Raw genomic sequence first — 22,202 nt, forward strand, 5'->3', positions numbered from 1 at the left:
GTACGGGAAATCGTTGCCAAAGCGTCCCCTCAAATGACCTTCAGCGCATGAAAAGAAGCATAAATCGTATAGGATATGCTTCAATTTGATTACACATCGCCATTCTCCTGCGTAATTGAGTACACTATGCGTACTTCACGCATATCTAGCAGGAACGTGGCAAAGGGGAGTGCAGCGAAATGGCGAAGAAGCGCAACGGCCGGCAGGATGCCATCCGGGAAATAGTTCGCAACAAGAACGTTCGCACGCAACGCATGCTCGTCGACGAGTTGAAGACGTTTGGTTTTGACTGCACGCAAGCCACGGTCTCGCGCGATATCGCCGATATGGGGCTGCGCAAGCTTCCCGAGGGCGTATACGTGCTTGCCGAGGATCTGCATCTGCAGCGCATGGTCTCGGAGCTCGTCGTAGAGGTCGTGCGCACGGGCAATCTCGTGCTTGTGAAAGCGCAGCCGGGTACGGCGTCCGGTATCGCCGCCGCTATCGATGCCGCGGAACTTCCCGCCGTGCTCGGGTCGCTCGCGGGCAACGACACCATTCTGGTGGTCGCGCGGACCGACGACGACGGCGAGCGGTTCGAGACCCTCATTTCGAAGCTCTGCAACCCTCATCGATGAGACAGTTGTGCCAGGTACAAGTGTCTCATGTGTTTAGGACCCAAAAGCAACGGGGAGCCCCTGCGAGCTCCCCGTTTTGCTATCAATGAGACACTTGTACCTGGCACAACTGTCTCATTTTGGCTCTATTCTACGACGCTGCCGCCTTCTTCATTCCCGCCGCCGCTATCGGTCGTTGGCGGAGTGACCGACGTCGGTGGCGTAGGCGATTCCGGTTCGCCGGTGGAAGGGTTGGTTGGGGAGGTGGGGCTTTCGGTGCCCGTGTTCCCGCCGTCTCCACCGTCGCCCGTGCCGGAATCGGTCGAAGGATTCTCGTTTTCCACCACGGTCTCGGTCTCGGGCGTTATAGCCTCGGATCCGCCGCCGGAAAGCGGCTTGCCGTCAACCTCCCAAACCGAGTTGTCCTGATAGGTAATCTGGCCGTCGGCTGCCGGGAATTCCTCGCGTTCAACGCCGTCGAGCACGGTGTTGAAGAAGTTCCGCGCGATAGGGATGGGCAGGTCGGAGGTGCGCCCGCGCCGTCCGTTGACGGTGATGCGCTGGTTGCTGCCGCTATGGCCTGTCCAAACGGCCATGGTGTACTGCGGGGTGTATCCGCAGAACCACAAGTCGGACGGGGCCTCGGTGGTACCGGTCTTGCCGGCGAAGGGCTGGTTCACCGAGAGCTGAGCACCCGTGGCCGTACCGCTGGAGATGACTCCCTGCAAGATATCGTTGATCTCGGCGGCAACGCTCGCATCGAGGACGCGCTCGGGGCTGTCCTCATGCTGGTAGATAACCTCGCCGTTGCGGTTTTGAATCTCGGTGATCGCCACGGCATCGCGATGCTCGCCACCCATGGCGAAGGTGGAGTATGCCTCGGCCATCTGAAGCGTCGAGAGCTCCTTGGTGCCCAGCGTGAGCGACGAATACGCATTCATCTCGTCGTCGATGCCCAGGTTATGGCACATATCGATCACGTTCTGTATACCCACGGCCTTCGCAACCTGCACGTAGCCCGTGTTCGCCGAAACCTCGGTCGCCCGCGCGAGCGAAATGTAACCATAGGAGTGGTTGTCGTAGTTGCTCACCTTGTACGAGCCGTCGTCGAAGGCCTGCGGTGAGTTGCAGTTGATGATGATGTTGGGATTCATGCCCTGGTCAATGGCGGTGGCAAGGGTGAATGCCTTGAATGCGGAGCCCGTCTGGCGCTGCGTGATGGCATGGTTGGTGTGCTGATTGTCGGCGTAGTAGTCCCGTCCGCCCACCATGGCCACGATGTAGCCGTTGTCGTTATCGATCACCGTCATGCCGGCTTCAAGGCCGTCCTCGTCGAACTTGTTGAGCTGGTCCTGCACCGATGCCTCGGCTGCTTGCTGCACGCTCGGCTTGATGGTGGTCTTAACGGTGAGGCCGCCAGAGAAAATCTGGTCGTAGTCGAACTCATCCGAGAGCAGGGAGCGCACGTAGTCGACGAAGTAGGGGTAGGCGTTGATATCCACGCCCGTGCCCGAGGTCTCGGATACGTTGAGCTGGAGTTCCTCGGCCTGCGCGGCGTCATGCTCCTCCTGCGAGATGTAGCCGTTGCGGAGCATGCGGTCGAGTACCGTATTGCGGCGCTGGACGGCGAGCTCGGGGTTGATGGTGGGATCGTACTGCGAAGGGGCATTCGGCAGGCCCACGAGCAGGGCCGCCTCGGCCAGGGTTAGGTCGCTCGCGCTCTTGGAGAAGTAGGTCTGCGCGGCGGCCTCGATGCCGTACGCTCCGTGACCGTAGTAGATCACGTTGAGGTACATGTTGAGGATCTCGTCTTTGGAATAGATCTCCTCCATCTTGACGGCGAGGTAGATCTCGCGCACCTTGCGCTCGAGGGTGATGTCGAACTGCTCGTCCAAGAGGATGGTGTTGCGCACGAGCTGCTGGGTGATGGTCGATGCGCCCTCGGAGCCGCCGGTGATCTGCGAGGCCGCAGCGCGCATGATGCCTACGAGGTCGAAGCCGCCGTGCTCGTAGAAGCGCTCGTCCTCGGTGGCGACAGTGCCGTTGATCACATAGTCGGAAATCTGGTCGAGCGAGACCGTGGTGCGGTTCTGCGTATAGAAGCTGGCGATCACGTTGCCGTCGGCGTCGAGGACCGTCGTGGGCTCGCTCATGAGGTAGAGGTCGGTGTCGGTGTAGTCGGGCAGGTCTTGGAGCCAGGTGTCCACGACGCCGATCATGCCGATGCCGAAAGCGGTACCCGCAAGGAGCAGGAACCCGAAGAACGACGCGATGATGATGGGCAAAGCGTGCGTCTTCGCGCGCTTTCGACTATGGCGTTGACGAGGACCCATATAGACCTCCTGTTGCTGAAGCTTCGCGTGTGCTTGCGCGCAGATGCGGGCAAATCGTCAAACATAGATAGAGCACACATTACCTCAACACGCTCGTTGATGGAATTTGGGTATGCTTGTTCAAGCCAAATTCCAGACCGACTGCATACCTTGCGGCGTGTTCGCAAGGCTAGATGGGAGCGACCAATGGGTTCGATCGAGGGCGCGCAGCCGGCGCACGGAGGCACGCGAAGCCCTGTCGGCGGTGAGGCGCAGCCGGCGCACATGGTGGCACCGCGGCAAGCGGCTGCCAGCCATGCAGCACGGCCCGCGATTGCTCACCGCCCAGGGCGGGGGAGCGGAGCCGAGCCCCATGCCCTCGTGGCCATAGCCGCCGTGCTCGCTTTTGCCCTTGTGGTCACGTTGGGCATCATGGTCGCCATCTCGTTTTTCGATCACAGCTATGCCGACGATTGGCATTACGGCGTCGATGCTCACCTTGCGCTCGAGGCCGGGCGCGGCGTGTTCGGAGCCGTTGCGGCGGCGGCCCAGGAGGTCGTCGATACCTATTTCTCCTGGCAGGGAACCTACTCAGCAATCTTTCTCATGGCGCTTCAGCCGGGCGTGTTCGCCGAGGAGCTCTACGGCCTGGGCGCGGTGTTCATCATCGTTGCGCTCGTGCTCGCCACGGCGTATGCCTCGAGTGTCGTCGTGTGCGATCTGCTCGGCGCGCCGCCCGCGGTGTGGGTCGCCCTCACCTGTCTCGTTCTTTTGCTGCAGACGCAGCTTTTACCGAGCCCCGTTGAAGGGTTCTGGTGGTACAACTCGGCTATCTACTACACCTTCTACCATGCGCTTATGCTTGTGGCTGCGGCGCTATCGGTGCGCATTGTTCGAGGGCGCACGCGCCGGGGGCCCATCGGGCGAGCTGGGCTGGTGGGCCGCGCGATGGGGCTCACGCTCCTCGCGGCGATACTGGCGGGCGGTAATTTCGTAACGGGGCTCGTCGCGGGCACGGCGCTCTTTGCCGCCACGGTGGCGTGCATCGCACGGGGCAACCGACGCGGCTTCGCCCTCGTTCCGGCGCTCGTGGTCTTCGCTGCCGGCTTCGCGCTCTCGATGGCGGCACCGGGAAACGTGGAGCGTCAGGTGAGTCAGTTTCCCGGTGATAATCTCGGCGTCTTCATGACGCTTCTGCGGAGCGCCTTTGCGGGTATCGAGTACATCGTCTTGTGGACCAACGGCCTGTTCGTCTTGGCGCTTGCCCTCGCGGTGCCCGTGATGGTGTGGACGGCGCGGCGCTCGGCCTGTTCCTTCGCGCTGCCGGGCGTTCCGGCCGTGGCATCCGTGCTGCTCTTTATGGCGAGCTTCGCGCCAACGTTCTACTCCATGGGCACGGTGGGCCCGGGCCGCGTGCAGAACATTCGCTACGACCTTTTCGTGGTGCTCGCATTTCTCTGCATCGGCTGGTTTTGCGGATGGTGCGTTCGTCGTCTCGAGCGGTCGGGGCGCACGGCTGCGGTGCCCTGGAAGAGCTTGGGGCGGGTCTGGCCGGCATACGCCGCACTCATGTTCGCGGTGCTTGCGCTCATGGTCGGTGCGCTCGCCATCGACGAGAGGCACCGCGACGACTTCGTCTCGATCTCTGCCGCGTCGTCGCTCATCTCGGGGGAGGCTCAGGAATACGACGACCAGGTGTGGGCACGCATTACCACGCTCACGGAGAGCCCATCGGCAGATATCCAGGTGCCGTTCTACACCGTGGGTCCCAAGGTGCTCTTCATGGGCGATATCCGCGACAACATGGATAACTACATCAACTTCCGCCTAGCTCAGTGGTATGGGCGCGACTCCGTGATCGGCTACACGCCTTCGAGCTCCAAGGAGTGATGCTTCGGATCTCGCCCGCCGTCCTTTACGTGGCGCCATACATCGAAATCCTGCCCGTAAACATGTTGTGGCGGGCTGTGCTCGGCGTGCGGAGTCATCGTGTCCCGTTGCCCGGTTTTCGGCTACACTAATACAGTTACCGAGAAAACAAGCACCGCCAGCGCGCAGAAGACCTATGGGATGCCGTCGGCGAGGGTGCTAGATATCAGGAGGACAGAAGTGCTGTCAGTCGAAGAGCAGATGCGGATCATCACCTCGGGAGCGGCGCAGATCGTGCCCGAGGCGGATCTTAAGAAGAAACTCGAGCGGGGTGTGCCGCTCAACATCAAGCTGGGCGTGGACCCCACGAGCCCCGACCTCCATCTGGGCCATGCAGTGCCCCTGCGCAAGATGCGCCAGTTCCAGGACCTGGGCCATACGGTCACGCTCATTATCGGCAACGGCACCGCGCTCATCGGCGATCCGTCCGGTAAGAATTCCACCCGTCCGCAGCTTTCGCAGGAGCAGGTCGAGGCAAACGCGCAGACCTACGTCAACCAGGCCATGAAGATCCTCGACCCCGAGAAGACCACCATCGTGCACAACGCCGACTGGATCCTCTCGCTCGACCTCAAGGGCCTGCTCGAACTCTGCAGCAAGTTCACCGTGGCGCGCATCCTAGAGCGCGACGACTTTACCAAGCGTTACCAGTCGCAGACGCCCATCGCGCTCCACGAGTTCCTCTACCCCGTGATGCAGGCATACGACTCCACGGTCATCAAGGCCGACGTTGAGATGGGCGGTACCGACCAGCTCTTCAACCTGCTCGCCGGTCGCGAGCTCATGGAGAAGATGGGCATGGAGCCGCAGGTCGCGCTCACCATGCCGCTGCTGGAGGGCACTGATGGCGTGCGCAAGATGTCCAAGAGCTACGGTAACTACATCGGCCTCACGGACGAGCCGGCCGATATGTTCGGCAAGACCATGTCCATTCCCGACGAGATGATCGCGAAGTACTACCGCCTGGCCAGCTCCAAGACTCCCGAGGAAGTCGATGCCATCGAGGCTGCGCTCGCCGACGGCTCCGCCGATCCGTACGAGCTCAAGCGCGCGCTCGGTCGCGACCTCTGCGATACCTACCATGGCGCAGGCGCGGGCGATGAGGCGCAGGCCGAGTTCGACCGGGTGTTCAAGGAGAGCCAGCTGCCCGAGGACATCGCCGTGGTCTCGGTCGACCTGACCCCCAACGATGAAGGCCTTATCTACCTTCCGGGCGTGCTCAAGGAGGCTGGGCTCGCCCCGTCTGCCGGCGAGGCGCGCCGGCTCATCGACGGCGGCGGCGTGAAGATCGACCAGAAGCCGGTCGCGCCCAAGACCTACAACATCGATCCGGCGCTTCTGCACTCCGGCTGCGTGCTCCAGGTGGGCAAGCGCAAGTACGCGCGTCTCGCTTAACGCGTCTCGCCCAGCCTGCCTGCAACGAGCGGTTTCGAGCGGGCCCGGACCTGTCATCGCGACGGGTTCGGGCCCGCTTTTTCATGCGAATGTACCGCCATGTTGCCACTCGGTTTCGAAACATGGTCGAAACGCCGGCGCAACGGTTGCGCAACGCGCGCGCCGTATGATGCCACGACGCGCCGGCTTGCCCTGCGCTTTTCGATCCATGCAGAACCGGGAGGGTCGCCATGCCCACGTGCCATACAGCCACCCTATCGAACGCCGCGGAAAGCGGCCTTTATCGCCCTGAGTTCGAGCACGATGCATGCGGCATCGGTGCGCTGGCGAGTATCACGGGAGAGCGGTCGCACCAGATGCTCGACGACGCGCTCTCGGTGCTCGTGAACCTCGAGCATCGCGGGGGCACGGGCCTCGAGAAGAACACCGGCGACGGTGCGGGCATCCTCTTCCAGGTGCCGCACCACTTCTTCCGCAAGGAGGCTCAGAAGTGCGGCCACATCCTTCCCGATGAGGGACGCTACGCCGTGGCCATGCTCTTCTTCCCGCAGGATGAGCAGGGCGTGCGCGATGCGCGGCGCGTCTTCGAGGACGGTTGCGCGGCTTGCGGCGTTCCCGTGCTCTTCTGGCGCGAGGTCCCCGTTGACCCGCACGACCTCGGCAACACGGCGCGTGCATGCATGCCCACGATCCTCCAGGCGTTCCTCGGCCTGCCCGAGGGAACGGAGCCGGGAGACGCCTTCGAACGGCGGCTCTACGTGTGTCGTCGCGCCATCGAGAAGGCGGGTGACGCGGAGCATGCGCTCCAGGGCAAGATCTTCTACATCTGCAGCATGTCGAGCCGCACCATCGTCTACAAGGGCATGCTCGTTGCCACGCAGATGCGCCGGTTCTTCATCGACCTCAACGATGCCGCCGTCAAGACCGCCGTGGCGCTTGTGCACTCGCGCTACTCCACCAACACCACGCCCAGTTGGGAGCGGGCTCACCCTAACCGGATCATCATTCATAACGGCGAAATCAACACCTTGAAGGGCAACGTCAACTGGATTCGGGCTCGGGAGCCCAACCTCTACTCGCCGCTTTTGCAGAGCGATCTTGCGCGGGTGCTCCCCATCATCAATCGCGAGGGCTCCGATTCCGCGATTCTCGACAACGTGCTGGAGTTCCTCGTCATGAACGGCCGCCCGCTCTCCCGTGCGGTGAGCATGCTCCTTCCCGAGCCATGGGACCATAACGAAGCGCTTGGGGCGGAGCGTCGCGCCTACGACGCCTACCAGTCGATGCTCATGGAGCCGTGGGACGGGCCTGCTGCCATTGCTTTCACGGATGGCCGCACGCTCGGCGCCGCGCTCGACCGCAACGGGTTGCGCCCGGCTCGCTACTACGTGACGCGCGATGACCGGTTCCTGCTTTCGAGCGAGGTCGGCACCATCGAGGTCGATCCCGCCAACGTGCTCACCGCGGGCTGCTTGGGGCCGGGAGAGATGCTCGAGGTCGATATGGCGGCGGGCCGCGTGGTCTATAACGACGAGCTCCGCGGCGCGTTCGCCAAGGAGAAGCCGTATCGCGACTGGATCGCCGAGGAGACGATCGACGTCCGCGACCTCGCGGCTCCTTCGGCTGAGCGCGCGCCGATTGCCGAGGATGCCGCCGTGCCCGAGACGGTGCGCCTCGTGAAGCTCGGCTACCATTGGGACGACGTGGACGAGGTGCTGCGCCCCATGGCATGCACGGGTGCGACCCCGCTCGCCTCGATGGGCATCGACGCGCCGCTTGCATGCCTCTCCAAGAAGAACCGGTCCTTCTTCGATTACTTCTACGAGCTCTTCGCCCAGGTAACGAACCCGCCGATCGACGCTTTGCGCGAGAGCTTCGTGACCTCGACGGTGCTCTATCTGGGCAACCACGGCAACCTGCTCGAAGACTCGCGCGCATCCTGCCAGCTCGTGCGCTTGCAACGGCCGCTGCTTACGCGCGAAGAGTTCGAGAGCATCTGCACCATCGACCGCGTGGGGTTCCGTGCCCAGCGCTTCCGCGCCGTCTTCGTGTATGGCCGCGGAGCGCAGCGTGGCGCGGGCGAGGTGCTCGGCAGCGCGAACGCGGCGCCCGCCGGGGCCTGCGCCCTCGAGGAGGCGCTCGACCGCTTGGCGCGCGAGGTAGAGGCTGCGGTACGCGATGGCGTGAACATCGTCGTGCTTTCGGACCGAGCAGGGGAGGGCGAGGTCCCCATCCCGTCGCTTCTGGCGGTCTCGGCTGTTCATAACCACCTCATCCGGGCGGGTGTGCGCACGTTCGCGGACCTCGTGGTGGAGTGCGGAGACGCCGTCAGCGCGCACGACTTCGCGGCGCTCGTGGGGTACTCGGCGAGCGGCATCTACCCGTATGCCGCCCATGCGGTGATCGGGCGCCTTGCGGACGCGGGCGACCTTACTGCCAAGGACGGGCGTGCGCTCACGGCAGCAGAGGGCGTGGCGAACTTCAACCGCGCGGCGACGGCGGGCATCGTCTCGATCATGTCCAAGATGGGCATTTCCACGGTACAGAGCTACCACTCCGCCCAGATCTTTGAAGCGGTGGGCCTTGCGCCCGCGTTCATCGACCGCTACTTCACCGGTACGGTGAGCCGCGTGGGCGGGCTCGACGCGGAAGCGGTGGAGCGCGAGCTGCGCCAACGCTATGACGAGGCGCTCGCAACCGAGAAGAGCCCCGCGCCCGGCCAGCTGCCCACCTTGGGCCTCACCAAGTGGCGGCCGCTCGGCGGCGAGGAGCATCTCATCGACCCGCAGGTCATCTACACGCTTCAGCGCGCTTGCCGCGAGGACAGCTACGAGCTCTTCCGTTCCTATAGCGAACGGCTGCACGTGCCCGGGCGCCCAGTGCGCCTGCGCGACCTGCTCGATTTCGATGCGGGTGCCCGCGCGCCCCTCTCGCTTGACGAGGTCGAGAGCGCCCGCTCAATCGTGCGTCGCTTTAACACCGGCGCCATGTCGTTCGGGTCCATCTCCCAAGAAGCGCATGAGTGCATGGCGATTGCCATGAACCGCCTGCACGGCCGATCGAACTCCGGCGAGGGCGGCGAGGACCCGCGCCGCGAGACCCCGCTCGCCAATGGCGACTCGAAGAACTCGGCTATCAAGCAGGTGGCCTCGGGGCGCTTCGGCGTGACGAGCCGCTACCTGTGCTCGGCGACGGAGATTCAGATCAAGATGGCTCAGGGCGCCAAGCCCGGTGAGGGCGGGCACCTGCCTGGCAAGAAAGTCTACCCTTGGGTTGCCGAGGTGCGCAGGTCGACCCCCGGCATCGGCCTCATCAGCCCGCCGCCGCACCACGATATCTATTCGATCGAGGACCTGGCGGAGCTCATCTTCGACCTCAAGTGCGCCAATCCCGGTGCGCGCGTGAGCGTGAAGCTGGTGAGCGAGGCCGGCGTGGGCACCATCGCGACCGGTGTGGCCAAGGGCGCGGCCGACAAGATCCTCATCTCGGGCCACAACGGGGGCTCGGGCGCCGCTCCGCGCGACTCCATCTGGCACGCGGGCCTGCCGCTCGAGCTCGGCCTCGCGGAAGCTCAGCAGACGCTCGTGCGCAACGGTCTGCGTTCGCGCGTGGTGCTCGAGGCCGATGGCAAGCTCATGGATGGCACCGACGTCGCGGTCGCGTGTCTTTTGGGTGCCGAGGAGTTCGGTTTCGCCACCATGCCGCTCATCGCCATGGGCTGCCTCATGCAGCGCGACTGCCAGCAGGACACCTGCCCTGCGGGCATCGCCACGCAGAACTGTCGCCTGCGCCGGGGCTTCGCGGGCAAGCCGGAGCACGTGGAGCGCTTCATGCTTTTCGTGGCCGAGCAGCTGCGCGAGGTCATGGCCCGGCTTGGTTTCGCCACGGTAGACGAGATGGTGGGCCATGTGGAGTGCCTGCGCCAGGTTGAGGCGCCGGGCAATTGGAAGGCCGGGCTCATCGACCTTGCTCCGGTGCTCGCGCCCGCGGTGTGCGAGTTCGGCGCGGATATCCCGGGCGCCGACGCCCCGCATTACCTGCCCGCTATGGCTGCGGACCAAGGGGTGGAGCGCACGCTCGACGCGACGCTCTTCGTGCCGTATACGCAGGATGCCCGCGCGCACCTGCGCCCGGTGCACTTCCGCGCGGACATTGCCAACGTCAACCGCTGCGTGGGCACGCTTCTGGGCCACGAGGTCACGAAGGCCCATCCCGAGGGGTTGCCGGACGGCGCCATCACCATAGATTGCGACGGCTCTGCCGGGCAGAGCTTCGGGGCCTTCCTGCCAGCGGGCGTCACGCTCAACGTTCGCGGCGATGCGAACGACTACTTTGGCAAGGGGCTCTCGGGAGGCGTCGTCTCGGTTCGTCCTCCGGAGGGCGCGACGTTCAAGTTCGACGAGAACATCATCGTGGGCAACGTGGCCTTCTATGGCGCAACCGGAGGGCGCGGCTTTGCGAACGGCCTCGCCGGCCAGCGCTTCGGCGTGCGCAACTCCGGTGCGACGCTCGTGGTGGAGGGCGTGGGCGCACACGGGTGCGAGTACATGACGGGCGGCTGCGCGCTCATCTTAGGCGAGGTCGGGCAGAATTTCGCTGCGGGCATGACGGGCGGTGTCGCCTATGTGTATGACGAGCGTCGCACGCTCGCCGCCCGCTGCAATACCGAGATGGTGCGGCTCTGCACGCCATCGGAGGCCGAGCTCGAGCAGATTCGCGCCCTCATCGAGGAGCACGTCCGCTATACGGCGAGCCCGCGCGGCATCAAGCTGCTCTACCAGTTCGCCACGGCGTCGAGGCGCTTCGTCAAGGTGGTTCCCACCGATTACGAGCGCGCGCTGAAGATCGTGGAGGAGGCCGAGCGCCGGGGCGCCACGCGTGAGCAAGCGCTGGAGGAGGCTTTCGAGGCCATCACGGCGTAGCGCGGTCATTATGGGACGTGTTTGTTTTGACCGTTTTTGGTCGGTCATTATGGGACGGGTTTGTTTTGACCGTTTTTGGTCGGTCATTATGGGACGGGTTCATTTTGACCGTTTTCGGCCACAAGGGGACGTCACAAGGGGACGGATTTGATGCGGGGCGGATTGCCCGCAGTCGATAAGGTTTGAGAGGGGATATCGATGGGGAAGCCCGGAGCATTTCTTGAGCGGGATCGCGAGGCGCATACGCTGCGCCCGGTGCGCGAGCGCGTTCACGACTACAACGAGCTCTACGTGAACCTCGATGAAGATGCCCAGCGCCGACAGGCGAGCCGCTGCATGATGTGCGGGGTTGCGTTTTGTCAGATGGGCGGTGCATTTGGCGTCGCTCGCCCAAGCGGCTGCCCGCTCCACAACCTCATCCCGGAGTGGAACGAGCTCGTGTATCGCGGACGATGGGCCGAGGCCGCCGAGCGTCTCGCGCTTACCTCTCCGTTGCCGGAGTTCACGAGCCGTGTGTGCCCGGCCCTTTGCGAGGCTGCGTGCAACCTTGGCAGGGTGAGCGACGAGCCCACGACCATCCACGACAACGAGCGCGCCATTTCCGATTGGGAATGGGCGCACGGTGGTCCGCGCCGGTTTGAGCCGGCTTCCAAGGATGCGCCGCGGGTTGCCGTGGTGGGCTCGGGGCCTGCGGGACTTGCTGCCGCATGGGAGCTCGCGCGGCGCGGGGCGCAGGTGACGGTCGTTGAGCGCGACGACCGCGCCGGCGGGCTGCTCATGTACGGCATCCCCAACATGAAGCTTCCGAAAGACGTGGTCGAGCGCCGCGTGGCCCTTATGAACGAGCTTGGAATCGTGTTCCGCCTGGGAGTCGATGCCTCCGATCCGACGGTCGCCGCCGATCTGCGTTCCGAGTTCGATGCCGTGGTCGTGGCGGCGGGCGCTCGGGCTGCGCGCGGGCTTCCCGCCGAGCACATCGATGCGCCGGGAGTCGTGTACGCCGTCGACTACCTGACCGCTGCAACGCGCGCCGTGCTCGAAGGCACCCCCGATGCGCCCGCTACACCTGCCATCTCGGCCGCTGGCTTGGATGTCGTGGTCATCGGCGGCGGCGATACGGGCAACGATTGCGTGGGCACCGCGGTGCGCCAGGGCGCCAAGAGCGTGCGCCAGCTCGAATTCATGCCCGCGCCGCCGGAGCGCCGTCTGCCGGGCAATCCTTGGCCTGAGTGGCCAAACGTCCGCAAGACGGATTACGGCCAGGAAGAGGCTATCGACCTCATGGGCGAAGAGATGCGCTCGTGGGGTGTCGACACTCTTGAGGTGCTGCTTGACGATGCGGGTGCCGCGCGCGGCTTGCGGGTCGCAGATCTCGATTGGACCGCAGGTAGGCCCGAGCGCCTTGCGGGGAGCGAGCGGGAGCTGCCCGCGCAGCTCGTCTTGATTGCCTGCGGCTTCACCGGTCCGGAGCGCGGCGTGTTCGATGCTTTCGGCGTGGCGATGCCCGCGCCGGGGAAGGGGCGCCCCTTGCCTCGGATGATGTCTGCCGAGAGCCATCGCTGCGAGCTTGTTGACGCCGTTTCGCCCGCCTCGGCTGCGGTCTATGCCGCCGGTGACGCTCGCAACGGCTCGTCTCTCGTCGTTTCTGCCATCGCGGATGCCCTCACATGCGTTGCCGAGGTTGTCGAGCATCTTGGCCTGTAACAGAATCGGCCTGGAGACATCTCGAACAGGGCCCCGCCTTGGCCTGGCGTCGTATTTGGCTCTGGCACCGGCCTGGGCTTGGTGCTGCGTTTGACCCTAGTGCCGTGTCCGAGCCAGGTGACGCGTTTGGTCCTAGTGCCATGTCCGGGCCACATGCTGTGCCTTGGCCTGTCATCGTGCCAGATGCGCGCGGTGCGCAGCGCAGCCATTTTCACTCGGCGATATCCGCCTGACAAAATGCAAGAAAAGACTGCAACGATTTGCAAGAAAAGGACTGGTTTTGAGCGCCCTGTCTTGCAGAATGTTGCAATCTTTTCTTGCAAAATGTACACGGCGGACGGCGCGGCGGGAGGCGCGGGCGAAAGCCCAGACGGAGGCGCAGCGGCAAACGCGACGAGAAAACGTGCGCCGACTAGGGCCGCCTCGATCCGGTGCCGTGTTCAGTGACGCTTTACCTGATCCCAGGCATCGTGCCAGCGACGCGCCTCCACGTGGTCCCGGGGTATGCCAGCGCTTTCGAGCGCCCGACTTAGCCGGATGGGATGGAGAAGGTCCTGATAGGTGAACCGTAGGACCGGATGCCCCAACAAGGTCAGCCGGGATTCGCGCTGACGCTCGGCGACCAGCACCTCGATCGTGGTTCGACCGTTGAGCAGCTGAGGATCCCGGTACTTTCCCATGCCGTCGAACTCGCCGATGGTGCCACGCGGCCCGATCAGCCCCCAGAAAAAATCGACACGATAGGGATGCGCGGGATCGGTGGGGTTGGGGAACTCGACTTGAAGCTCCGGTATTTGGTAACCCTGCGCGATCAGGTAGGCGCGCACGCGGGATTCCCCGCCGTTTTCCGCGCGCCCGTCCGCGCAGGAAGCGATGAGGCGCGCCTGGGCGATGCCGGCGCGATCGTCGGCGATGGAGAGCCGGTCGAGAAGCTCCTCGTTGGTCGTGCCGCGCATGTGGAGGGCGGAGTCCGCGATGGCGAGCCCGTAGCTAAAGGGCGCCTCGCAGAGGCACTCGGCAACCGTTTGCCAAAAGGAGGTGACGTTCATGCCGTCGCGCAGCGCATAGTCGTCGCGGGAGGATGGCCTGCGTGCCCGGCAATGGGGCGCGTTCGGAGGACGGTCCGCGATGATGTGCAGCGCATCGACGAGCGCATGCGGAACATCGAGGCCCCATACGAGCGCCGCGCTGTACGAACGGAAGCGCCAGGTGGGATGCCGTGAGGCCTCCGCTCGCATGAGGTGGAGGGCTCGCTCTGCAGGATCGAGGCCGCTCCAGTATGCATCTCGCGCGTACAGGTTCTTCGCTGGCGAGGCAAGCTGCCCGCGGCTCGCCCGTCGCTTGAGCGCATCAGCATCTCCGTGGCTCGCCACGACAATCGTTCGCGAGGCTTCCGCGACGTCGAGCAGCGCGTCGATTCGTCGCTGAACCGAAGCATGCAGACCGCCCATGGTCACTCACCCTGCGGTTGCGTGCCGACGTTCGCCGGCCTATCTCGTGTTTCATCTGGCGGAATGGTTGCGGTGTGCCGGTATCTTCCGTCGATGCCGATGATGTCGCGGACGAGGCGCAGGTAGAACGAAGCATGCTCCGCCTCGGGCTTGCGCACACGGTCTTCGGGATGGAAGAACCCGGGTCCATCGAGGGTGGTGTCTGCAGGTGCGGCGCGGTCGTAAAGCCTGGTGTTGGCTAGGGGAACCCAGAGCCCGTCGACGCAGGCAATTCTCTCGCCAATGGTTCCGCTCCTCCAGCGGGCTCGTTTGCAGAGCTCGGGGTCGTAGACGTCGTAGCGTCGAGCGGTCTGGATATCTTCGAGTGCGGCTATACCGCTGCATGTGTCCTTGTCGTGGATGATGAAGCGAGAGAAGATCTGCGTCTCGCAGATTTGCCGCACGTGGTCAAGGTGCAGGGCCTTCGCTCCCGCCGGGGGATGGGCTGCATATTCCTCAAGGGGCGTTCTGTCGTTACGGAAGGGATATTCGAAGAGCATCCATTCCGTAAACATGACGTTGAAGGAATCCGGTTCGATGAAGGGAGGCATGTCGTAGAGAAACGCGGGCTCCACGAACGAGATGAACGCGCTGGCAGCGTCGGCCAGCAGTTCTTGCTTACGGATTGCCCAGTAGCGGGCCACGGCGTCGATATCACCCGCTACGCACGCCGCCTGCTTCTGCATGTCGCGTCGCCCTGCAGTGGCATTGCTTGCTGTTCGTTTTTCGTCCATGGTTTGCTCCTTGCACCACCTCGATGCCGGTCCCGCGCGCAGATTCGCGCGTGATTGATCCCGCGTTGCAAAGGAATCGCATCAGGTTCACCGGCCTTGCATGCCCATAGCTTCTATGGGGCAGGTGAACAAATGGCGCGGATGCTTCCTGCATTTTCTGAACACCGTCTGTGAAATAGCTGGTCCCGTGTGGCAAATCGCAAGGTTGAGCCACTGCGTCATGCGCAACAGTTGGTGTGTTGCCACTTCTCATCCATAGAAAAAGCAACGGAATGCGGAAAGCGGGTAGGTGCGGAAGTACTGGCGTGCGCATCGTCGTTGGGAGTGCGAAAAACAGGCAGGCGAAGCAACGTGCATGGGTGCGGCAGCGCTGAGAAGAGCGAGATCAGGTGAATGTGGAGAACGGCCAAGCGCAGAGATGCTGGCGGGCGCGTCGTCACTGTGAGCGCGACGCCGGGGGCGGGCAAACGGAAAAAGCCGGCTCCGGTAGTTCCGGCGCCGGCTATGCTCGCGTCTCTGTTCGCAAACGCTGTACTTCGAATACTACGATTTGGTTTCCATGCGTGCGTGGCACTTAGGGCAGGTGACGATGATTTTCCCCTTGCCGCGGGGAACCGAGAGCATCGTCCCGCAGTTGGGGCACTTGAGGAAGGCCTTCGTCTTGCGTTCCTTCCACATCTTCTTGGCGGTGCGCGCCTGGCGCTTAAGCTGCTCGGCAGAACCCGCACCGCCGCGCGAAGAGCCTCCCCCACGGTATCCGCTGCCGGCGCCGCCGAAACGCTCCCCTACGATGGGAAGCTTGGCCATCATGCGGCGAAACGCTGCGTTCTCACCGCGCCGCGCAACGCGATTCTTGGAGAAGGAGCGCAGGAGGGCAACGATGAGGATAGCGAGTGCGACGATCGAGACGGCGCGCAGGTTGAATATGGTCCCAACAAGCGTAAGCACCACACCAAGCGCGCCGAGGGCGCATGATAGGTCGTCGACGCCATAGCGATCCTTCATGAAATCTTGCATGCCGAGGGTTCCTCTCCAGTCTTGCTTCGCGTGTGTCAAGCGCGCCCGCGCGTCGAGATGGGCGCGGGCGCGGCATGTCTTGCTCTGTTCTACCCACGAGGCGGCAGATGAACCAAATCTTAATAAAAAGGCGATGCCTTCTACTGCGGGCCTGCCGTCCGGGGAAACCTGTCATGCGCCAGCCTCTGAGCGTGGCGTCTTGCCGCGCGCTCGCCCCCGAGAGGGGCACTCTCCAGGGCACCCCTCGCGCTGCCGTCTCTCGGCTACCGATTGAGCTTATCGATGATGCGCGCGATCTCTTCGAGTTTCTCTTCCTTTTCCTCGGGCGTGCCGCTTTCTGCTGCCGTGCGCACGCAGTGCTCGATATGAGACTTGAGAACATCGGCGTTCACGCGTGCGAGCAGCGACTCGGTGGCCATGAGCTGGGTCGAGATGTCGATGCAATAGCGGTCTTGCTCGACCATGCGCATGATGCCGTCGATTTGCCCGCGCGCGGTTTTGAGCAGGCGGAGGGTTTTGTCGCGGTCGGCCTGCATCTAGGCGGCCTCGACGGAAAGAGCCTTGAACCCCGCCGCGACAACGGCACCGGCGAGCGCCTCGGCCGCTACCTCGCCCTCAGTCTCGACCTGCACAGTGTTCGTCTCGTGGTCTGCATCGGCGTCGGTGACGCCCGCGACCTTCATGAGCTCGGTCTCGACGCTTGCGTCGCAGTGGCCGCAGTGAAGGCCTTCGGTCTTGATGATGTACTGCATGGTAACGTCCTTTCTTTTCAGTACGACACGACGATGAATAGTTCGTTCCACTTTTGGGAACTTCGTTTTGGGCACGGCGCTGATACGAGCAGACCGCGTATCGGCGACCTGGGAAAACGCTTCTCTATCTGGCCGATATCGTCCCTCTCGAAAAAAGATATTCCCAAAAGTGAAACGAAGGTACCCAGAAGAGGCTTCTCGGGCGACGGGCTTCTCCCGCACGAGTCGCCAGCTCCCGTTCGAGACGGCAATCCGTGCAGCGGCGCTGCCTAGTGTCTCGCGATTGGCGCGATGCGGTCGGTCGCGCTCGGCTTGAACCTGCGTAGGCGAAGCGCGTTCGCGCAGACGCAGAGGCTCGAGAGGCTCATGGCTGCCGCGCCGAACATGGGCGAGAGCTGCCAGCCCAGCAGCGGGAAGAACACGCCCGCCGCAAGCGGGATGCCGCAGGCATTGTAGAAGAGCGCCCAGAAGAGGTCCTGTTTGATGTTGCGGATCACCGCGCGCGAGAGCTCGATCGCCCGCGCCACATCCATGAGATCGCTCCTCATGAGCACCACGTCGGCGCCCTCCTTGGCAATGTCCGCTCCCGTTCCAATCGCGAGGCCCACGTCGGCGCGGGCGAGTGCGGGGGAGTCGTTGATGCCATCTCCCACCATGGCCACGCTGCGCCCCTCGTCTTGCAGGGCGCGCACATGACGTTCCTTGTCGGCGGGCATGACGTCGGCCACCACATCTAAGACGCCCACGCTGCGCGCGATGGCGCCTGCCGTGAGGGCGTTGTCGCCGGTGAGCATGACCGTCTTGATGCCGAGGCTCTCGAGCGCGCGGACGGCAGCGGCACTTGTGGGTTTGACCTCGTCGGCGACGGCGATGGTCCCCGCGAGCCGCCCGTTGCGGGCGAAGAAGAGCGGCGTCTTTCCGGCTCGCGCGAACTGTTCGAGCTGTTCCGTCGGCACCTCGATACCCAGCTCCTCCATAAGGGCGGCGTTGCCGGCTGCGACGATGCTCGCCCCTTCACGCGCCGTCACGCCGCGCCCGGGAAGCGCGGTGAAGTCCTCGACCGTGCGCGCCGCGATGCCCATCTCGTCCGCGCGCGCCATGATGGCCTCGGCGAGGGGGTGCTCACTTTTCTTCTCGAGTGCCGCGGCGAGCTTCATGAGGGCCTTCTCGCTCATGGCGGGGGTGCCGTCTGGGCGCTCGGCGGGCAGGATGTCGGTTACCGCGGGCGCGCCCTTGGTGATAGTGCCCGTCTTATCGAGGACCACGGTGTCGACCTTTTGCAGCGTCTCGAGCGCCTCCGCGCTCTTGAATAGCACGCCCATCTCGGCGCCCTTGCCCGTGCCCACCATGATGGCGAGCGGCGTGGCAAGTCCGAGCGCGCATGGGCAGCTGATGACCACCACGGCAACGGCCGAGGTAAGCGCTTCATTGGGATTGCCCGTGAGGGCGAGCCACGCGACGAAGGTAACCGCCGCGATGCCGAGGACCACGGGTACGAACACACCGGCGACTTTGTCGGCCAGGCGCGCGATGGGCGCTTTGGTGGCGTTGGCGTCCTCGACGAGCCGGATGATGCGGGCTAGAGCCGTGTCTGCGCCCACGCGGGTGGCTCGGAAGGTGAACGAGCCCGTGCGGTTGATGGTCGCTGCGTTCACCGTGTCGCCCGGCGCCTTTTCCACGGGTATCGATTCTCCCGTGAGCGCGCTCTCGTCTACCGCCGAGGACCCCTCGAGCACCACGCCGTCGACGGGCACCGCCTCGCCGGGACGCACGAGGATGGTCTGTCCGAGCTGGATCTCCTCAACGGCCACGGTGGCCTCGCCGCCCTCCTCGTCCACGATGGTGGCGGTCTTGGGTGCGAGGTCGATGAGCTTCTCGATCGCGCCGCCGGTCTTGGACTTGCTGCGCGTCTCCAGGTACTTGCCCACCGTGACGAGCGAGAGAATCGTGCCCGCACTCTCGAAGTAGAGGTTGTCCATCGCCGTCGCATGCGCTGCGTGGAGCCCCGCGGACGTGCCTGCGGCAAGCTGGTCGGCCATGAGGAACATTGCGTAGACCGACCAAGCGATGCTCGCCGCGGCGCCGATAGCGATGAGTGTGTCCATGGTGGGGCCGCCGTGTGCCAATGATCTAAAGCCGTTCTCGAAGTAGGAGCGGTTCATGAAGACGATGGGAATGGTGAGCACGAGCTCGGTGAGGGCGAGCGTCATGCCGTGTGCGGGGTCGGTGAAGACCGCGGGCACCGGCCAGCCGAGCATGTGCCCCATACCGATGTAGAAGAGCGGGATCCAGAATGCGAGCGAGACGATGAGCCGCGTCTTCATGGCGCGCGCGGTGGCCTCGAGCTTCTTGGTGGGGGATTCGAGGCGCGCCGCGCGGGCGGGGGAGGTGCCGGCGGCTGCGCTACCGGGGCCGGCTGCCTCCGCGACGGGCGCAGCGGAGTAGCCGGCGCGATCCACGGCGGTGCAGATGTCGTCGTCGGTGAGTGCGCTCTCGTCGAAATCTACGGTCATCGAGCCAGATAGCAGGTTGACGGCGACATTCGTCACGCCTGGTAGCTTTGAGACGGCTTTTTCCACATGGGCTTGGCATGCCGCGCAGGTCATGCCTCCCACGTCAAATGCTTCATGTGCCATGGGGCGTCCCTTCAATTGAGGCATGTTATCCATGTCATACTCTTTATACACCTATACCCCCTGGGGGTGTCAAGCACTAGGGGACAATAGCTTTCTCATTTGCCGGCACAACGCCCGCCCCGCCATGCTGCTATGGTCTTCACATGTGGCAATCTGGTTTTCGCGCCGCGCGGCCGTCTCGCCCCCTATACTTGCCTGCGGCGAACCTGCTCCATCGCAGATTACGGCGCGACCGCATCCACGCGCCCTGCGATTCGCCCGATTGATACAACATCTGCTACCGACGCGCCCATGCGCCGTTGCCCGTTCGGCGCTCTGCCCGCGTCGTCCATGCGGCGTCGCGCATGGCGCATAGAATGGACATACAACATGGATTCAAGTAACGCAGCCGAGCTCCTCGGCTTCGATGGCCTCGGCCTTTCGGACGAGGTGCTCGCCGCCGTGCACGACCTCGGCTACACCGAGCCCACCCCGGTGCAGGCAGCGGCAATTCCCGAGGTGCTCGCTGGCCGCGATCTCCTTGCCGCTGCGCAGACGGGCACGGGTAAAACTGCGGCGTTCCTGCTTCCGACCATGTGCCGCCTGGGCCATGTGGCTCCGCGCGGCGAGCGCCGTCGGCGTGCTCGCGGTCGCGGGCCGCTCATGCTCGTGGTGACGCCGACGCGCGAGCTTGCCCAGCAGATTGAAGATGTTTGCGCGCGCGTGGCCGAGCATACGGGGCATATCGCGGTAACCGTCGTGGGAGGCGTTGGCTACAACCCTCAGAGGAGCGCCCTCAAAAACGGTTGCGATATCCTCGTGGCCACGCCGGGGCGTCTCGTCGACCTTCTTGGCGAAGGGAGCTGCAGCCTGAGCGAGGTGCAGGTGCTCGTGCTTGACGAGGCCGATCGCATGCTCGACATGGGGTTCCTTCCCGATATGCGCAAGATCGTGGGGGCCACGCCGGACGATCGCCAAACCCTGCTCTTCTCTGCCACGTTGGACGAGAAGGCCGTGGGTGCGGTAACCGACCTCGTGCGCGACCCTGCGCGTGTGGAGATCGCACCGCCGCGCAGCACTGCCGACACGGTGGATCAGTACGTGCTGCCCGTATCCTCCGAAGCGAAAAACGCCCTGCTTGCGAACGTTCTCAAGCGCGAGGGGCCGGAGCGCGTGATCGTGTTCATGCGCACCAAGCATCGCGCGGACGGCTGCTGCCGGCGCCTCGCCCGTGCAAGCATCAAGGCGGCGCCCATCCATGGCAACCGTACCCAGGCGCAGCGCGAGCGCGCACTCAAGGCGTTCCGCGATGGCGAGGTCGACGTGCTCGTGGCGACCGACGTGCTCGCGCGCGGTATCGACATCACCGACGTTCGCTATGTGATGAATTTTGACGTGCCGAGCGAGCCGACCGACTACATCCACCGTATCGGCAGGACCGGTCGCGCCGGCGAGGTTGGTTGGGCGCTTACGTTCGTGACGGAGCTCGATGTAGAGGAGTTCTTCGACATCGAAGCGCTCATGGGAAAGACGGCAGACCTCTACGACGCCGATGGGCTCGAGCTGGGCGCTCATCCGCCCATCATCGATCCCGGTCGCGTGCCGGCTTCGCGCGCCAAGAAGAAGACGAAGCGCGGCAAGTCGACGTCCAAGAAGAAGCGCTCCAGCACGGGTTCGCACGGTTCCGCTCGGCGCGGCGCGCACGGCCGCACTGCCCCGGGCAGTTCGGATGCGAGCGGCGAGGGCGTGCAGCGGGATGGCTCTAGGTCAAAGGTTGCCGCCCCCGCCGCGGGTGCGGGCGAGAAGGCGCCGCGTCCAGCCCGTCCCAAACGCCCTGGTAGAGCGCGCGTTCGCTCGAACGATGCAGATTCCGAACGGCGCGGGCACGATGAAAAGCTCGTCCATGACGAGCCGCGCAGCGCCCGGGCGAATCGTTCGGGCCGGGGCGCTCGCACCAACCGACAAAGCGGCGCCGGGGCTGGCGAGGCGATGACCAAGAAGAGTCGCGGCGGCAGGGCCCGCGGCGCGCAGCGAGGCGCCTCGTCGCGCGATGCGCTCTCCCACGATTGGCGTAACAGCGATTTTCCCGATGAGCGTCGGGGTCGCGGCGGCAGGGGTGGCCATGCGGCGGGTACCGTCTCTCGTTCGGGCCGCATGGGTAAGCCCGCGGGCCATTCGCGCCGTCCCGGCGATTTTGGCGGCCGACGGAAGTAGGGACGGCCCGGAAGCAGCGACGGAGAACGGCTAGTCTATGATGCCGCGACAAAGTGCGGGCGGCCTGCATACCGTGACGATGTGCGAATACCTTGGTTGCGGCGATTGGATGGTCCGGAAGCAGCGACGGGGTGCAGGAAAGTTTGCACCCCGTGGACTCATGCCACGTGATTGCCCCGCGGACTGCGGGTCCTAGGGCCGGTTTCCGCTGCGAATCATCTTGCTTGGGCGCACGCTTCGACAAACCGGTTGAAGAGGCGCGCCATGGGCTCTTTGCTCGCATAGTATTCAGGGTGCCATTGCACGCCCAACATAAAGGGGGCATCGGGGCGCTCGATGGCCTCGATTACGCCGTCGGGCGCGATGGCGCTCGCGGTGTAGCCCGCGCCGAGGTCTCGAATCGCCTGATGGTGGAGAGAATTCACGGCGAGCTCGCTCTCGCCGAGGATACCTCCCAACACGCTTTCGCCTTTGATCCTCGACCATGTGCGAAATTCGCCCATCCATATATTCGTTATGGAC

Annotated in this window: 14 protein-coding genes; 6 read left to right on the plus strand and 8 right to left on the minus strand. The window is 64.4% G+C overall.

Annotated elements, in window-relative coordinates; genetic code table 11:
• Positions 1-179 precede the first annotated feature (179 nt).
• Positions 180-617: an arginine repressor gene (locus tag HGEM_RS02990; protein WP_019127921.1), complete on the plus strand. Its 438-nt coding sequence runs from the start codon at positions 180-182 to the stop codon at positions 615-617.
• Positions 618-742: 125 nt separating this feature from the next.
• Here HGEM_RS02990 and HGEM_RS02995 read toward each other — a convergent pair whose 3' ends face one another.
• Positions 743-2,929, minus strand: a complete 2,187-nt coding sequence (locus HGEM_RS02995) for a transglycosylase domain-containing protein (protein ID WP_035100611.1) — start codon at positions 2,927-2,929, stop codon at positions 743-745.
• 186 nt (positions 2,930-3,115) lie between these two features.
• Here HGEM_RS02995 and HGEM_RS03000 point away from each other — a divergent pair, with 186 nt between their 5' ends.
• The 4 genes from HGEM_RS03000 (at position 3,116) to HGEM_RS03015 (ending at position 12,858) form a co-directional block, all read left to right on the plus strand.
• Positions 3,116-4,798: a hypothetical protein gene (locus HGEM_RS03000; RefSeq protein ID WP_019127923.1), complete on the plus strand. Its 1,683-nt coding sequence runs from the start codon at positions 3,116-3,118 to the stop codon at positions 4,796-4,798.
• 219 nt (positions 4,799-5,017) lie between these two features.
• Positions 5,018-6,232 carry a tyrosine--tRNA ligase gene (gene tyrS, locus HGEM_RS03005; protein WP_019127924.1) on the plus strand — a complete coding sequence of 405 codons (1,215 nt, stop codon included), beginning with the start codon at positions 5,018-5,020 and terminating at the stop codon, positions 6,230-6,232.
• Between the two features lie 230 nt (positions 6,233-6,462).
• Positions 6,463-11,154, plus strand: coding sequence for a glutamate synthase large subunit (gltB, locus tag HGEM_RS03010; protein WP_019127925.1), 4,692 nt, complete (start codon positions 6,463-6,465; stop codon positions 11,152-11,154).
• A 198-nt stretch (positions 11,155-11,352) separates the two neighbouring features.
• Positions 11,353-12,858, plus strand: coding sequence for a glutamate synthase subunit beta (locus HGEM_RS03015; RefSeq protein WP_019127926.1), 1,506 nt, complete (start codon positions 11,353-11,355; stop codon positions 12,856-12,858).
• A 440-nt stretch (positions 12,859-13,298) separates the two neighbouring features.
• Here HGEM_RS03015 and HGEM_RS03020 read toward each other — a convergent pair whose 3' ends face one another.
• The 6 genes from HGEM_RS03020 to HGEM_RS03045 form a co-directional block, all read right to left on the minus strand.
• Entirely contained in the window at positions 13,299-14,309 is a 1,011-nt protein-coding gene (locus HGEM_RS03020; RefSeq protein WP_051008431.1) for a hypothetical protein, read from the minus strand.
• Positions 14,310-14,311: 2 nt separating this feature from the next.
• Positions 14,312-15,082: a hypothetical protein gene (locus HGEM_RS03025; protein ID WP_019127928.1), complete on the minus strand. Its 771-nt coding sequence runs from the start codon at positions 15,080-15,082 to the stop codon at positions 14,312-14,314.
• Between the two features lie 543 nt (positions 15,083-15,625).
• The gene (locus HGEM_RS03030) at positions 15,626-16,099 is read right to left on the minus strand and encodes a hypothetical protein (protein ID WP_019127929.1); all 474 of its coding nucleotides are present in this window, start codon (positions 16,097-16,099) and stop codon (positions 15,626-15,628) included.
• A 263-nt stretch (positions 16,100-16,362) separates the two neighbouring features.
• Positions 16,363-16,635, minus strand: coding sequence for a metal-sensing transcriptional repressor (locus tag HGEM_RS03035; protein ID WP_019127930.1), 273 nt, complete (start codon positions 16,633-16,635; stop codon positions 16,363-16,365).
• Positions 16,636-16,851 (minus strand): heavy-metal-associated domain-containing protein, encoded by a 216-nt coding sequence (locus HGEM_RS03040; RefSeq protein ID WP_019127931.1) that lies wholly within the window; start codon positions 16,849-16,851, stop codon positions 16,636-16,638.
• 269 nt (positions 16,852-17,120) lie between these two features.
• Positions 17,121-19,487, minus strand: a complete 2,367-nt coding sequence (locus HGEM_RS03045; RefSeq protein WP_019127932.1) for a heavy metal translocating P-type ATPase — start codon at positions 19,485-19,487, stop codon at positions 17,121-17,123.
• A 369-nt stretch (positions 19,488-19,856) separates the two neighbouring features.
• Here HGEM_RS03045 and HGEM_RS03050 point away from each other — a divergent pair, with 369 nt between their 5' ends.
• Entirely contained in the window at positions 19,857-21,680 is a 1,824-nt protein-coding gene (locus HGEM_RS03050; RefSeq protein ID WP_019127933.1) for a DEAD/DEAH box helicase, read from the plus strand.
• Between the two features lie 215 nt (positions 21,681-21,895).
• Here HGEM_RS03050 and HGEM_RS03055 read toward each other — a convergent pair whose 3' ends face one another.
• On the minus strand, positions 21,896-22,183 hold the full coding sequence (locus HGEM_RS03055; RefSeq protein ID WP_051008432.1) for a gamma-glutamyl-gamma-aminobutyrate hydrolase family protein: 288 nt from the start codon (positions 22,181-22,183) through the stop codon (positions 21,896-21,898).
• Positions 22,184-22,202: the final 19 nt, after the last annotated feature.

This window comes from Enorma massiliensis phI (genome assembly GCF_000311845.1).
GTDB lineage: Bacteria > Actinomycetota > Coriobacteriia > Coriobacteriales > Coriobacteriaceae > Enorma > Enorma massiliensis.

Coding starts and splice junctions, on each gene's coding strand:
- HGEM_RS03050 (WP_019127933.1), top strand. CDS start 19,857: ATGGATTCAAGTAACGCAGCCGAGCTCCTCGGCTTCGATGGCCTCGGC.
- HGEM_RS03000 (WP_019127923.1), top strand. CDS start 3,116: ATGGGTTCGATCGAGGGCGCGCAGCCGGCGCACGGAGGCACGCGAAGC.
- HGEM_RS03055 (WP_051008432.1), bottom strand. CDS start 22,183: ATGGGCGAATTTCGCACATGGTCGAGGATCAAAGGCGAAAGCGTGTTG.
- HGEM_RS03030 (WP_019127929.1), bottom strand. CDS start 16,099: ATGCAAGATTTCATGAAGGATCGCTATGGCGTCGACGACCTATCATGC.
- HGEM_RS03040 (WP_019127931.1), bottom strand. CDS start 16,851: ATGCAGTACATCATCAAGACCGAAGGCCTTCACTGCGGCCACTGCGAC.
- HGEM_RS03035 (WP_019127930.1), bottom strand. CDS start 16,635: ATGCAGGCCGACCGCGACAAAACCCTCCGCCTGCTCAAAACCGCGCGC.
- HGEM_RS02990 (WP_019127921.1), top strand. CDS start 180: ATGGCGAAGAAGCGCAACGGCCGGCAGGATGCCATCCGGGAAATAGTT.
- HGEM_RS03015 (WP_019127926.1), top strand. CDS start 11,353: ATGGGGAAGCCCGGAGCATTTCTTGAGCGGGATCGCGAGGCGCATACG.
- HGEM_RS03020 (WP_051008431.1), bottom strand. CDS start 14,309: ATGGGCGGTCTGCATGCTTCGGTTCAGCGACGAATCGACGCGCTGCTC.
- HGEM_RS02995 (WP_035100611.1), bottom strand. CDS start 2,929: ATGGGTCCTCGTCAACGCCATAGTCGAAAGCGCGCGAAGACGCACGCT.
- HGEM_RS03045 (WP_019127932.1), bottom strand. CDS start 19,487: ATGGCACATGAAGCATTTGACGTGGGAGGCATGACCTGCGCGGCATGC.
- HGEM_RS03025 (WP_019127928.1), bottom strand. CDS start 15,082: ATGGACGAAAAACGAACAGCAAGCAATGCCACTGCAGGGCGACGCGAC.
- gltB (WP_019127925.1), top strand. CDS start 6,463: ATGCCCACGTGCCATACAGCCACCCTATCGAACGCCGCGGAAAGCGGC.